This is a genomic window from Bradyrhizobium sp. USDA 3311 (assembly GCF_054062495.1).
On sequence record NZ_JBSSFI010000001.1, the window covers coordinates 6,181,272 to 6,194,022 of the forward strand.

Below are 12,751 nucleotides of genomic sequence, written 5' to 3' on the forward strand. Positions count from 1 at the left end.
TGACCTTCCGTCTTTCTTCGCGACTCGTCCGGCAGAAAGCGGTCCCTCTCTTGCATGTTGAGGGCGCCAGCAAAAGCCAGCCCCCCACAAAAGCAGGTGCCCAGCAAAAGCGCGTCCTGCCGCCGAAATGACCGCAATCTCCGTTTGACACCCAAAATGTATAAATTATACATTTTGCCTTGGCACGAGAATTCTGACGGGGGATTGGGGCCTTTGATGATCGAAGGGACGATGCCGGATACGGGCGCGCTCAGCGCCCGGCGGATTGTGATCAGGGCGTCGAGCGCGCTGCTGGCCTTCGAGCGTCTGGCGCTGATGGGCCTGATGTACCTGCTCACCGCACTGATCCTGGTGAACGTGGTCACCCGCTACTCGCATTTCCCGATCTACTGGATCGATGAATCCGCGGTCTATTGCGTGGTCTGGCTGACCTTCATCGGCGCCTCCGCCATGACGCGGTTGCGGCTGGACTTCGCCGTCACGATGCTGACGGAGCGTCTTTCGCCGCAGCACCAGAAGATCGCCAAAGTGATCTCGACAGGTCTCGTCGTCGTGTTCGGCATCGCCCTGATCGTCACCTGCGTGCTCTGGATGGACCCGATCGGGCTCGCACGCGCCGGCTTCGACGGGCGCAAGCTCGCGGCCGAAACCTTCAACTTCCTCTACACCGAGCACACCCAGACGCTGAACTGGCCGACCTGGGTGCTCTATTTGACGCTGCCGATCTTCGCGGTGTCGATGACCATTCACGGCCTCGCCAATCTACTTGAAGATCTCGAGCTGGTCCCGCGCACGCCGCTGAGGGGCTTCCAGCTCTCCGAGCTCGACGGGGTCAACTGATGATCACGTCTGCCGCCTTCGTCGCGATCATGCTGGTCGGCGTGCCGATCGGGCTCTGCCTGTGCCTCGCCGGCCTCGTCTACATCGCCGCATCCGGCAATCCGGTGCTGTTCCAGTCCTATCCGCTCCAGCTGTTCGGCGGCGTCGACAGCTACGGCCTGATCGCCATTCCGCTCTTCATCCTGATCGGCGAGATCATGAACGGCGGCGGCATCACCCGCCGCATCGTCGACATGGCGATGGCCTTCGTCGGCTCGCTGAAGGGCGGGCTCGCCTACGTCAACATCCTCGCCAACATGTTCATCTCCTCGATCCTGGGATCTGCGACCGCGCAGGTCGCGATCATGGCCCAGATCATGGTGCCGGAGATGGAGAAGAAGGGCTACGATAAGACTTTTGCGGCGGGCCTCACCGCCTATGGCGGCATGCTCGGGCCGATCATCCCGCCCTCGGTGATGTTCGTGGTCTACAGCGTGCTCGCGCAGGTCTCGGTCAGCGACATGCTGATCGCCGGAATCGTGCCGGGCGTCATCCTGACCGTGATGTTCTGCCTCGTCATCGCGCTGATGGGATACATCTACAATTATCCCCGCGCCGACTATCAGACGCCGCGCCAGCGCGTCATGACGATCCTGCGGACGTCGCCCACCCTGCTGATCCCGATCGTCATCGTCGGCACCATCCTCGGCGGCCTCGCCAACGCAACGGAATCCGCAGCCGTCGGCGCCGTCGCCGCGGCGCTGGTGGGAAAATACTGGACCAAAGAGTTCGAGTTCTCCCAGCTGCCGCAGATGATGCTGCGCAGTGCCATCTATTCGGCCATCGTGCTGTTCCTCGTCGCCGCCGCCGCGGTGTTCTCCTGGGTCCTGATCTTCGGCAAGGTGCCGCAGGAGACCGCCGGCTGGATCCAGTCGGCCGCCAAGGACCCGATCAGCTTCATGCTGATCTGCAACGTCATCCTGCTGGTGATCGGCACCGTGATCGACGGCATTCCCGGCCTGATCATGACGGTGCCGATCCTGCTGCCGGTCGCAACCGACGTCTATCACATCGACCCCCGGCATTTCGGCGTCGTCGTGGTGATCAACCTGGTGCTCGGCCTGTTGTCGCCGCCGGTCGGGCTCTGCTTCTTCGTCGCGGCCGCCGTCACCGGCGCCAAGCCCGGCAAGATGTTCATGGTGACGCTGCCCTTCTTCGTCATCTCCTGCGTCCTGCTGGTGCTGCTCTCGCTCTTCCCCTCGCTCTCGCTGATCCTCGTCAAATAGGCCCGTCCAAAAGGAGCCCGATCATGCCGCTTTCACGTCGCCGCTTTCTCGCCGCCAGCGCCGCCGCATCGGTGTTCGCGCCGTCGCTGGCGCTCGCCCAGGCCAAGGAATTCCGCCTCGGCCTGATCACGCCGAACGGCCATTCCTGGAACAAGGCCGCACTCAAGTTCGGCGACGAGCTCAAGGCCGCCACCAACGGTCGGCTGACGCTGACCGTGTTCCACTCCGGCCAGCTCGGCAACGAGCCCGCGATGATGCAGCAATTGCAGTCCGGCGCGCTCGACATGGGCTTCATCCAGGCCGCCGAGCTCGGCTCGCGCGTCCCGCACATCGCCGCGATCAATGCGCCCTACATCGTCCGCTCGACGCCGGCGGTCGCGAAATTCGTGCGGCATCCCGCGGCGGTGAAGCTGTTCGACGTGCTGCCGCAGGAGACCGGCACGATCGGGCTCGGCTGGGGCATCACCGGCATGCGCGCAGTGTTCTCCTCCAGGGACCTGAATTCGCTCGCCGACATCAAGGGCATGAAGCTGCGCATCAACCCGACGCCGGTCTATCGCGATTTCTATTCCTCGCTCGGCGCGGCGCCGACGCCGATCCCGACGCCGCAGGTGTTCGACGCGATGGCCAACGGCCAGGTCGACGGCCTCGAGGCCGATCTCGAATTTTCCTGGAACCAGCGCTTCGACAAGGTCTCGAAGGTGATCCTCCAGATGAACGCCGTCTTCATGCCGATGGCCGCAGTGGTCTCGGGCCGGGTCTGGCAGTCGCTGCCGGCCGCCGACCGTGAGCTGATCGCCAAGACGATCAAGACGACGCTGGACGCGCAGATCGACGAGCTCGCCGGCAACGAACCCGCGCTGATCGAGAATTTCAAGAACGCGCCGATCCCGATCCGCCAGGTGCCGGCCGGCGACACCGAGGCGGTCATTGCCGAGTTCGACAAGATCTGGCTGCCCAAGGCTCCGGTCCTCGCCGAATTGCGCAAGGTCGGCGCTACGCTCTGATCCCGCCCGCCATCCTCTTCACCACAGCCGGCGGCCCCAGCCCCCCGCCGGCGAAATTTACTTGGAGTAAGACCATGAGCCGCCGCGTTTCCTGGGAAGGCGTCTTCCCGGCCGTCACCACGCAATTCCACGACGATCTCTCGCTCGACATCGACGCGACCGCAAAGGTCATGGACGGACTGATCCGCGACGGCGTCTCCGGCCTGATCGTCTGCGGCTCCGTCGGCGAGAACACGTCGCTGGAGCGCAAGGAGAAGGTCGCGATCATGGAGACGGCGAAATCCGTCGCGGCCGGGCGCGTGCCCGTGCTGTGCGGCATCGCCGAGTTCACCACGGCTTTCGCGGTCGAGACGGCGAAGGAAGCCGCGCGCGTCGGCATCGACGGCGTCATGGTGATGCCGGCCCTGGTCTATTCGTCGAAGCCGCACGAGACCGCAGCGCATTTCCGCGCCGTCGCCACCGCGACGGACCTTCCCGTGATGCTCTACAACAACCCGCCGATCTACAAGAACGACGTCACCCCGGACATCCTCGCCTCGCTTGCCGACGTCGAGACGGTCGTCTGCTTCAAGGATTCCTCCGGCGACACAAGGCGCTTCATCGACACAAGGAACATGGTCGGCGACCGCTTCGTGCTGTTCGCAGGCCTCGACGACGTTATCGTCGAGAGCGTCGCCATGGGCGCCGTGGGCTGGGTCTCCGGCATGTCGAACGCCTTCCCGCGCGAGGGCGAGACGCTGTTTCGCCTGGCCAAGGCGGGACGCTATGCCGAGGCGATGCCGCTCTACGAATGGTTCATGCCGCTCTTGCATCTCGACGCGCGCCCGGACCTCGTCCAGTGCATCAAGCTGTGCGAGCACATCATGGGCCGCGGCACCGCGCTGACCCGTCCGCCGCGCCTCGCGCTGCTGCCGCAGGAGAAGGCCGAGGTCGAGGCCATGATGGTCAAGGCGCTCAAGAGCCGGCCGCGTTTGCCGGATGTCGGGCTGAAGGCGGCCTGACAGCGTATTTCGTAGGGTGGGCAAAGCGAAAGCGTGCCCACCATTTCCAAATTCGATCGCGGAGAGATGGTGGGCACGGCGCCATGCGCCTTTGCCCACCCTACGAAAATTAGGACGTAGTTCGCTTCTTCTTCGCATTCAGCGCGGACGCCACGCGGCTCATGGGCGGCTTGCCCAGCACGCCGCTCATCTCGTTCGTCGCCGCCAACAGCTTCTCCATGTCGACGCCGGTGCTGATGCCCATGCCTTCGAGCATGTAGACGACATCCTCGGTCGCGACATTGCCGGTCGCGCCGGGGGCGTAGGGGCAGCCGCCGAGGCCGCCGGCGGCGGCATCGATGACGCGGACGCCCTGCTCCAGCCCGGCATAGAGGTTGGCGAGCGCCTGGCCGTAGGTGTCATGAAAGTGCATCGCGAGATTGGCGGCGGGGATGTCGGCGCTGACGGCGCGCAGCATTTCCTTCGCCTTGGCCGGGGTGCCGACGCCGATGGTGTCGCCGAGCGAGATCTCGTAGCAGCCGAGGTCCCACAGCGTGCTAGCAAGATCGGCCACCGCCTTCGGCTTGATCTCGCCGTCGAACGGACAGCCCAGCACGCAGGAAATGTAGCCGCGCACCTTGATGCCGTCGGTCTTGGCGCGCGCCAGCACCGGCTTGAACCGTTCGATCGACTCCGCGACCGTGCAGTTGATGTTGGCCCGCGAAAAGCCTTCGGAGGCTGCCGCGAACACCGAGACCACCCTCGCGCCCGCGGCGCGGGCGGCGTCATAGCCCTTCTCGTTCGGCACCAACACGTGGAATTCGGCACCCGTTATATGGCTCACGCCGCGCAGCACGGCATCGGAGCTTGCCATTTGCGGGATCGCCTTGGGCGACACGAAGGCGCCGACCTCGACCGTATTGAGACCGGCTCCGACCAGCGCCTCGACGAAGGCGATGCGGGCCTCGACGCTCACGGGCGTCTTCTCGTTCTGGAGGCCGTCGCGTGGCCCCATCTCGATGATGCGGACGGGCTCGCTCATCTCATTCTCCCGAAGGCTCGAGCACGGCGAGCTCGACGCCCTCCTGCACGATGTCGCCGACCTTGCACTTGATCGACGTCAGCACGCCGGCATAGGGCGCCCGCAGGGTCTGCTCCATCTTCATCACTTCGAGGGTGAGGATCGGCGCGCCCTTCTCCAGCGTTGCGCCCTCCTCGGCCAGCACCGCGACGACCGTGCCCGGCAAGGGTGCCGCGATCTTGTCCGCGCCTGCCTGCTCCTCGGTCTCGCCGCCGAACGGATCGACCCAATGCAGGTCGAAGCGGCCGTGGCGCGTGCGCAAATAGAGCTCATGGCCGTCGATCACGGCGGCGACCTGGGATTTGACGCCGTCGAGCGTCAGATCGAAGCCGCCATCGCGCGGCGCGATCGCGAATGCCAGCTCGCGCTCGCCGATGACCAGCGTCGACGGCCCGCTGCCGTAGTTGAGGGTGATCTTCTGCTCGGGCCCATGTCCGACACCATGTCCGACGCGGAAGGCAAAGCTGCGCTGACGGCGGCCGACCGGCATCCAGCCGAACGTCTGCCAGGGCGAATTCGCCTCGGCCTGCGCGGCCTGCCGTTCGTGGTTCACGATCGCGGCGACCGCGGCGCAGAGCTCGAGCTCGCCGGGCGCAGGCGTAGCCTGCGTCAGCACCGCCAGCTCGCGCTCGATGAAGCCGGTGTCGATCGCATTCGCCCGCACTTTTTGATGCGTGATCAGCGCCGACAGGAACGGGATATTGGTGACGATGCCGCGAACGTCGGAGTCCTCCAGTCCGCGGTTCAGCCGCTCGATCGCGACATCCCGGGTCGGTGCCCAGGCGATCATCTTTGCGAGCATCGCATCGTAATACGGCGAGACGCTGTCGCCCTCGCGATAGCCCGCGTCGATGCGCAGGCCGCCGGTCTCCGCGGGCAGCCGCCAGGTCGAGATCTTTCCGACCGACGGCATGAAGTTCTTGGTCGGATTTTCGGCGTAGACACGCGCCTCGACCGCGTGCCCGTTGAGGCGGATCTCGTCCTGCTTCAGCGGCAGCGCCTCGCCGAAGGCGACGCGCAGCTGCCATTCGACGAGGTCGATCCCGGTGACCAGCTCGGTCACGGGATGCTCGACCTGGAGACGCGTGTTCATCTCGATGAAGAACACGTCCTTGCCGTCGGAGACGAACTCGATGGTGCCGGCGCCGACATAGTTCACCGCGCCCGCCGCCTTCCGCGCCGCGGCGCAGACCGTCTCGCGCTGTGCCGCATTGAGGGTCGGCGACGGCGCTTCCTCGATTACCTTCTGGTGCCGGCGCTGCAGCGTGCATTCGCGCTCGAACAGCGAGAGCAGATTGCCGTGGCTGTCGCCGATGATCTGCACCTCGATGTGGCGGGGATTGTCGACATATTTCTCGATCAGCATGCGGTCGTCGCCGAACGCGGCCTTGGCCTCGCGCTTGGCGCTGACGATCGCGGGCCCGAGCTCGGCCGCCGAGCGCACGATCCGCATGCCGCGGCCACCGCCGCCGGCGGACGCTTTCACCAGGATCGGGAAGCCGATCTGGTTCGCGGCCTTCGCCAGCGTCGCCTCGTCCTGGGCCTCGCCGTGATAGCCGGGCACCAGCGGCACGCCCGCCTTCTCCATCAGCGCTTTCGAGCCGGACTTCGAGCCCATCGCCGTCATCATCCCGGCGGTCGGCCCCACGAAGACCAGCCCCGCGTCGAGGCAGGCATGCGCAAACTCGGCATTCTCCGACAGGAAGCCGTAGCCGGGATGCACGGCCTCCGCCCCGGTCTTTCGCGCGGCTTCGATCAGACGCTCGACATTGAGATAACTGTCACGCGCCCGCGCGGGGCCGAGCAGTATGGCCTCGTCGGCGAGCGCGACATGCATCGCGTCGCGGTCGGCCTCGGAATAGACCGCGACTGTGCGCAGGCCCATGGCGCGGGCGGTGCGAATGACGCGGCAGGCGATCTCGCCGCGGTTGGCGATCAGGAGGGTGCGAAAACGGCGGTAGAGCTTTGAGCGGTCCATCGCATCACATCCTGAACAGGCCGAATTTCGTCGGTTCGATCGGCGCATTCGACGCCGCCGAGAGGCCAAGCCCGAGCACGAGCCTGGTGTCGGCCGGGTCGATCACGCCGTCGTCCCACAGACGCGCGGTCGCGTAGTACGGATGGCCCTGGCTCTCATATTGCGCGCGGATGGGCTCGCGGAACTTGTCTTCCTCGTCCTTGGACCAGCTATCGCCCTTGGCCTCGATATTGTCGCGCCGGACCTGGCTCAGCACCATCGAGGCCTGCTCGCCGCCCATCACCGAGATGCGCGCGTTCGGCCACATCCAGAGAAAGCGCGGTGAGTAGGCGCGGCCGCACATGCCGTAATTGCCGGCGCCATAGGAGCCGCCGATCACCACGGTGAATTTCGGCACCGACGCCGTCGCGACCGCAGTGACCAGCTTGGCGCCGTCGCGCGCGATGCCGCCGGCCTCGTACTTCTTGCCGACCATGAAGCCGGTGATGTTCTGCAGGAACACCAGCGGAATGCCGCGCTGGCAGCACAGCTCGATGAAATGCGCCCCCTTCAACGAACTCTCGCTGAACAGGATGCCGTTGTTGGCGATGATGCCGACCGGATAGCCCCAGATATGGGCGAAGCCGCACACCAGCGTCGTGCCGTAGAGTTTCTTGAACTCGTCGAATTCCGACCCGTCCACGACGCGCGCGATGATGTCGCGCACGTCGAACGGCTTGCGGCCATCGACCGGCACCACGCCGTAGATCTCCTCGGCCGCGAACAGCGGATCGCGCGGCGGATGCATGTTGAGGTTCGGCCGGCTCGACGGCTTCAGGGTGCCGACGATGCGACGGGCGATGCCGATCGCGTGGGCGTCGTTCTGCGCGTAGTGATCGGTCACACCTGATTGCCGCGAATGCACGTCGGCGCCGCCGAGCTCCTCCGCGGTCACCACCTCGCCGGTCGCCGCCTTCACCAGCGGCGGGCCGCCGAGGAAGATGGTGCCCTGGTTGCGCACGATGATGCTCTCGTCCGACATGGCCGGCACATAGGCGCCGCCGGCGGTGCAGGACCCCATCACGATCGCGACCTGCGGGATGCCTTGCGACGACATCTGCGCCTGGTTGTAGAAGATGCGGCCGAAGTGGCGCTCGTCCGGAAAGATCTCGTCCTGGAGCGGCAGGAAGGCGCCGCCGGAATCGACCATGTAGACGCAGGGAAGATTGTTCTGCCGCGCGATGTCCTGCGCGCGCAGATGCTTCTTCACGGTCATCGGATAATAGGTGCCGCCCTTGATGGTAGCGTCGTTGGCGACGATCACGCATTCGCGGCCCGAGATGCGCCCCACCCCGGTGACGACGCTCGCCGAATGCACGTCGCCGCCATAGAGGCCGTAGGCCGCCAGCGGCGACAGCTCCAGGAACGAGGTCCCGGGATCGACCAAGAGGTCAACGCGCTCGCGCGCCAGCATCTTGCCGCGCGAGGTGTGGCGGTTGCGCGAGGCCTCGCCGCCGCCGCCGGCGACCTGGCTGAGCTTTTCGCGCAAGTCAGCGACGAGGGAGCGCATGGCCTCGGAATTGCGCGCAAAGTCTGACGACGACGGATCGATGCTGGAATGGAGCGGCATGTTGTCCCGCGTTTCTGGTGATCTGGTGAGAGGCCGCGGCCAGGTGGGACCGCGGCAATTCCAAGTGCGCCGGACCTACGCCGTCTCGGCCATCAGCTCGCGGCCGATCAGCATGCGGCGAACCTCCGAGGTGCCGGCGCCGATCTCGTACAGCTTGGCGTCGCGCCACAGCCGTCCGACCGGAAATTCGGATGTGTAGCCGACGCCGCCGAGCGCCTGGATCGCCTCGCCCGCCATCCACGTCGCCTTCTCTGCGGAATAGAGGATCGCAGCCGCGGCATCCTTGCGCAGGGTGCGCGCGTGATTGGCACGGTCGCAGGCGCGCCCGACCGCGTAGACATAGGCGCGGGTCGCCTGCCAGGTCGAATACATGTCGGCGAGCTTGCCCTGCATCAGCTGGAAGTCGCCGATCGGCTGGCCGAACTGCTTGCGCTCGTGCATGTAGGGCACGACCGCGTCCATGCAGGCGGCCATGATGCCGAGCGGACCGCCGGAGAGCACCGCGCGCTCATAGTCGAGGCCTGACATCAGCACCTTGACACCCTCGCCCACCTTGCCAAGCACGTTCTCCGCCGGCACCTCGCATTCGTCGAAGAACAAGGGATAGGTGTTGGAGCCGCGCATGCCGAGCTTGTCGAGATGCTGGCCGTGGGTAAATCCCTTGAAGCCCTTCTCGACGAGGAAGGCAGTCATGCCGCGCGGGCCGGCCTCCGGATCGGTCTTGGCGTAGACGACCAGCACGTCCGCGTCGCCGCCATTGGTGATCCACATTTTCGAGCCGTTTAGCACGTAGCGGTCGCCGCGCTTGTCGGCACGCAGCTTCATCGAGACGACGTCGGAGCCGGCGCCGGGCTCGGACATCGCCAGCGCGCCGACATACTCGCCGGAGATCAGTTTTGGCAGATAGCGCTCGCGCTGCGCGTCGTTGCCGTTGCGGCGGATCTGGTTGACGCAGAGGTTGGAATGCGCGCCGTAGGACAGGCCCACGGCTGCCGACCCGCGCGAAATCTCCTCCATGGCGACGATATGGGCGAGATAGCCCATGTTGGAGCCGCCATATTGCTCCGGTGCCGTCATGCCGAGCAGGCCGAGGTCGCCAAGGCGCTTCCAGAGATCCGCCGGGAACAGGTTGGCCTTCTCGATCTCGGCGGCGCGCGGGGCGATCTCCGCCTCCACGAAGGCGCGCAACGTGTCGCGCAGCATGCTGATGTCTTCGCCCAGATCGAAATCGATGCTCGGGATGTTCAAGGCGATTCCTCCGTATTCTTGTCGGGTCCGAACCTACCCCCGCCCGGGCGTCCTGGCGGTCGAAAAGGTTGCATTTTCCGCCAACTTTGGCGAGGATTTTTCATGCCGTTCCAAGCCGCAACCGCGACGCCCCGCCGCGCCATGACCCCAGCCGCCTTCGTCCGCGGTGTGGTTGCCGCTTATGCCGTTTACGGGCGGGATCCGGCCGAGGCTTTGGGCAAGGGGCAGGTCACCGAGGATCTCGTTCGATCCCAGGACGGACGGGTGACGGCGGCCCAGTTCGAGGCGCTGGCCGGCCACGCCATGCGCGAGCTCGACGACGAGGCGCTAGGCTGGTTCTCGCGCCGGCTGCCTTGGGGAACCTATGGCATGCTGTGCCGCGCCTCGATCACGGCCCCCAATCTCGAAGTCGCGCTAAAGCGCTGGTGCCGGCATCATCGCCTGCTAACCGAGGACGTGCTGTTCGAGCTCTCGCTTGGTGATGAGACCGCGACCATCTCGCTTCGCGAGCAGCGCGATCTCGGCCCCTTGCGCGAATTCTGCCTCGTCACCCTGCTCCGCTATGTCCTCGGCTTCTCCTGCTGGGCCGTCGATTCCGCGATCGCGCTGCGTGCGGCCGAGTTTCCCTATTCCGAGCCGGACCACGTCTCGGTCTATCCGACGATCTTCTGCAGGCATTTGAGCTTTGATGCGGATGGCGCCCGCATCGTGTTCGACAAGCACTATCTTTCACTGCCGCTGACCCGCAGCCCGGCCGATCTCGACAGCATGCTCAAGGGCGCGCTGCGGCTGACCGTGCTGCCCTATCGGCGCGACCGGCTGCTGGTCGAGCGCGTGCGCCGCGTGCTGCGCAATGCGCGCGGACGCAGTCTCGGCGCCGAGGATGTCGCAAGCGAGCTGGCGCTCTCCACCCGCACCATGCACCGGCGCCTGCGCGAGGAAGCGACCTCGCTGCGCGATCTGAAGGAAGAGACAAAATTCGAGCTCGCCAAGCAGGAGTTGATGCGCGGCCGCACCCCGATCAAGCGGATCGCGGAGATCGCCGGCTTCCGCAACGAGAAGAGTTTTTCCCGCGCCTTCCGCAGCTGGACCGGCGCCTCACCGCGCGAGTTTCGCGGAAGGTATCGCTGATGCGCGCCGAAGCGCATTGTTGTCTGCTTGTCATAAGTTAACGGCCTCCGAGATCACTCTCGGAGGCCGCAATGTCCCGGATCCGGTCTCGACGTCAGGCGTTAGTTTTGCGCGCCCGAACGAGGCTTGGTGCGCGACTGCGTCTGCTTCGGCTGGAAGGCGAGCGCGTCGTTGGTGGTCTTCGCGCCGCCGGCCTGCGAGCACGAGCCGCCGATGCCGCCTGCCGCCTGCCGGCAGGCTTCCATCGTCGGATAACCGCAGCCGTGAGCGGCCTGGGCGCCGTTGGTGATGCAGTAATCGTCGGCCTTCGCAGCCGGTGCCGACAGAACAAAAAACGCAGACGCACACAGCGCCGCAGCAGACGCTGCGATCGTCTTCGAAGTCGATGTCATGATGTCTTTTCCTGCTAAGGGTCCCACAAAAGCATCCCCAGCGTGCGATGCAGGCTGAGGCTCACACCCTGCATCTAGGCAGCGCGCAGGGACCGACAATCACGATCCGGCGCATTGCAGGGCTTCGCAAATCACATGTCAAACTTATGTGAGTTACTAAGATATATAGTTCCGCTACGACGCCCTTACCGGTCCTGGCGCCCCATGACGTGGATCGGCCTGAAGCAGCCCAGGATCAGACGCTTCGGGTCGAACGGAATGTCGCCCGCAGCCTCAAATCGCTTGTCGTCGCCCATCCCGGCTTCGGCGGCCTCGAGCGTTGCCTTGTCGGGCCAGACCTGCCAGGTGAAGACGATCTTCTCGCCGTCCTTCGCATTCACGGCGCGGCGAAAGTCGGTGTGCGTGCCACTGGGGACGTTGTCCTCCCAGGACTCGACGATCTCCAGACACCCGTATTCCCTGAACAGCGCCGCCCCGTTCTCGGCCCATCGGCGATAGGCCTCCATCTTGTCCTCCGGCACCGGATTGACGAAGCCTGCGATATACATGATTTCAGCTCCTTCGCAGTCTCTGTGAGCCTCACACCGGCGGAGCGATCTCCTATCCCGCCGCCGCCGCCGCAACCTCCTGCAACGGCAGCGGCACGTCCTTCGCGACGCCCAGCACCGGAAAGCTGCGGACGTTCTTCACGTCGGGCATCGCGGCGAAATGCAGCAGCTGCTGGCGCATGCTCTCGACGCTCGGCGCGACGCATTTCAAGAGATAATCGGTCTCGCCCGAAATCCGCCAGCACTGCTGGATGCGCGGGATCGCAGCGATCGAGCCCTCGAACGCCTCCAGCACCGGCTGGGCCTGGCTGCCGAGCTGGATCGAGACGAACGACACCACCTCATAGCCGAGCAGCCGCTCGTCGATGACGGCGCGCACCGCCCGGATCACGCCGCGGCTGAACAGCGATTTCAACCGCCGCAGGCAGTTGGGCGCGGACACGCCGACGCGCAGCGCCAGCTCGTTGTTGCGCACCCGCCCGTCCTGCTGCAGCTCGGATAAGATCTTCAGATCGACGCCGTCGAGCTGGTCACGCCCGGCCATCCCCCACCTCGCCCTGATCCCGTGATGCCGGGACCAGCGAAGCATGAGGCGGAATTGGTGCCAAGAGCCAAGGGCGCGGCGCTATCGAGTTCGGGGGAATACCGCCCCACCGTCATGGCCGGGCATAG

The 12,751-nt window shown here is 65.6% G+C and carries 12 protein-coding genes; 5 read left to right on the top strand and 7 right to left on the bottom strand.

All coding sequences use genetic code 11. From position 1 onward, the window contains the following. The first annotated feature begins 231 nt into the window (after positions 1-231). The 4 genes from ACVWW6_RS29630 (at position 232) to ACVWW6_RS29645 (ending at position 4,113) form a co-directional block, all read left to right on the top strand. Positions 232-840, top strand: a complete 609-nt coding sequence (locus ACVWW6_RS29630; protein ID WP_271557924.1) for a TRAP transporter small permease — start codon at positions 232-234, stop codon at positions 838-840. Next, complete coding sequence (locus tag ACVWW6_RS29635; RefSeq protein WP_011087197.1) at positions 840-2,105, top strand: TRAP transporter large permease; 1,266 nt, start codon at positions 840-842, stop codon at positions 2,103-2,105. Before ACVWW6_RS29630 ends, ACVWW6_RS29635 begins: the two co-directional genes overlap by 1 nt. 23 nt (positions 2,106-2,128) lie before the next feature. After that, complete coding sequence (locus tag ACVWW6_RS29640) at positions 2,129-3,112, top strand: TRAP transporter substrate-binding protein (protein WP_456681829.1); 984 nt, start codon at positions 2,129-2,131, stop codon at positions 3,110-3,112. A 74-nt stretch (positions 3,113-3,186) separates the two neighbouring features. Then, on the top strand, positions 3,187-4,113 hold the full coding sequence (locus tag ACVWW6_RS29645; RefSeq protein WP_304565117.1) for a dihydrodipicolinate synthase family protein: 927 nt from the start codon (positions 3,187-3,189) through the stop codon (positions 4,111-4,113). 109 nt (positions 4,114-4,222) lie between these two features. Here ACVWW6_RS29645 and ACVWW6_RS29650 read toward each other — a convergent pair whose 3' ends face one another. The 4 genes from ACVWW6_RS29650 to ACVWW6_RS29665 all read right to left on the bottom strand — a co-directional run bounded on the left by ACVWW6_RS29650 (position 4,223) and on the right by ACVWW6_RS29665 (position 9,963). After that, entirely contained in the window at positions 4,223-5,134 is a 912-nt protein-coding gene (locus tag ACVWW6_RS29650; protein ID WP_456681830.1) for a hydroxymethylglutaryl-CoA lyase, read from the bottom strand. A 1-nt stretch (position 5,135) separates the two neighbouring features. Then, complete coding sequence (locus ACVWW6_RS29655; RefSeq protein WP_456681831.1) at positions 5,136-7,151, bottom strand: acetyl/propionyl/methylcrotonyl-CoA carboxylase subunit alpha; 2,016 nt, start codon at positions 7,149-7,151, stop codon at positions 5,136-5,138. 4 nt (positions 7,152-7,155) lie between these two features. Then, positions 7,156-8,760: a carboxyl transferase domain-containing protein gene (locus ACVWW6_RS29660; RefSeq protein ID WP_161534997.1), complete on the bottom strand. Its 1,605-nt coding sequence runs from the start codon at positions 8,758-8,760 to the stop codon at positions 7,156-7,158. A 75-nt stretch (positions 8,761-8,835) separates the two neighbouring features. Further along, positions 8,836-9,963, bottom strand: coding sequence for an isovaleryl-CoA dehydrogenase (locus tag ACVWW6_RS29665; protein ID WP_304553801.1), 1,128 nt, complete (start codon positions 9,961-9,963; stop codon positions 8,836-8,838). A 147-nt stretch (positions 9,964-10,110) separates the two neighbouring features. Between ACVWW6_RS29665 and ACVWW6_RS29670 the strand changes: the two genes are divergently transcribed. Continuing rightward, the gene (locus tag ACVWW6_RS29670) at positions 10,111-11,139 is read left to right on the top strand and encodes an AraC family transcriptional regulator (protein ID WP_304553225.1); all 1,029 of its coding nucleotides are present in this window, start codon (positions 10,111-10,113) and stop codon (positions 11,137-11,139) included. A 101-nt stretch (positions 11,140-11,240) separates the two neighbouring features. Here the strand turns inward: ACVWW6_RS29670 and ACVWW6_RS29675 are convergent, their stop codons facing one another. The 3 genes from ACVWW6_RS29675 to ACVWW6_RS29685 form a co-directional block, all read right to left on the bottom strand. Then, positions 11,241-11,531, bottom strand: coding sequence for a DUF3551 domain-containing protein (locus tag ACVWW6_RS29675; RefSeq protein ID WP_161534999.1), 291 nt, complete (start codon positions 11,529-11,531; stop codon positions 11,241-11,243). Positions 11,532-11,716: 185 nt separating this feature from the next. Then, positions 11,717-12,079, bottom strand: coding sequence for a DUF1428 domain-containing protein (locus ACVWW6_RS29680; RefSeq protein ID WP_456681832.1), 363 nt, complete (start codon positions 12,077-12,079; stop codon positions 11,717-11,719). A 52-nt stretch (positions 12,080-12,131) separates the two neighbouring features. Beyond that, on the bottom strand, positions 12,132-12,623 hold the full coding sequence (locus tag ACVWW6_RS29685; RefSeq protein WP_028171333.1) for an Lrp/AsnC family transcriptional regulator: 492 nt from the start codon (positions 12,621-12,623) through the stop codon (positions 12,132-12,134). Positions 12,624-12,751 lie beyond the last annotated feature (128 nt).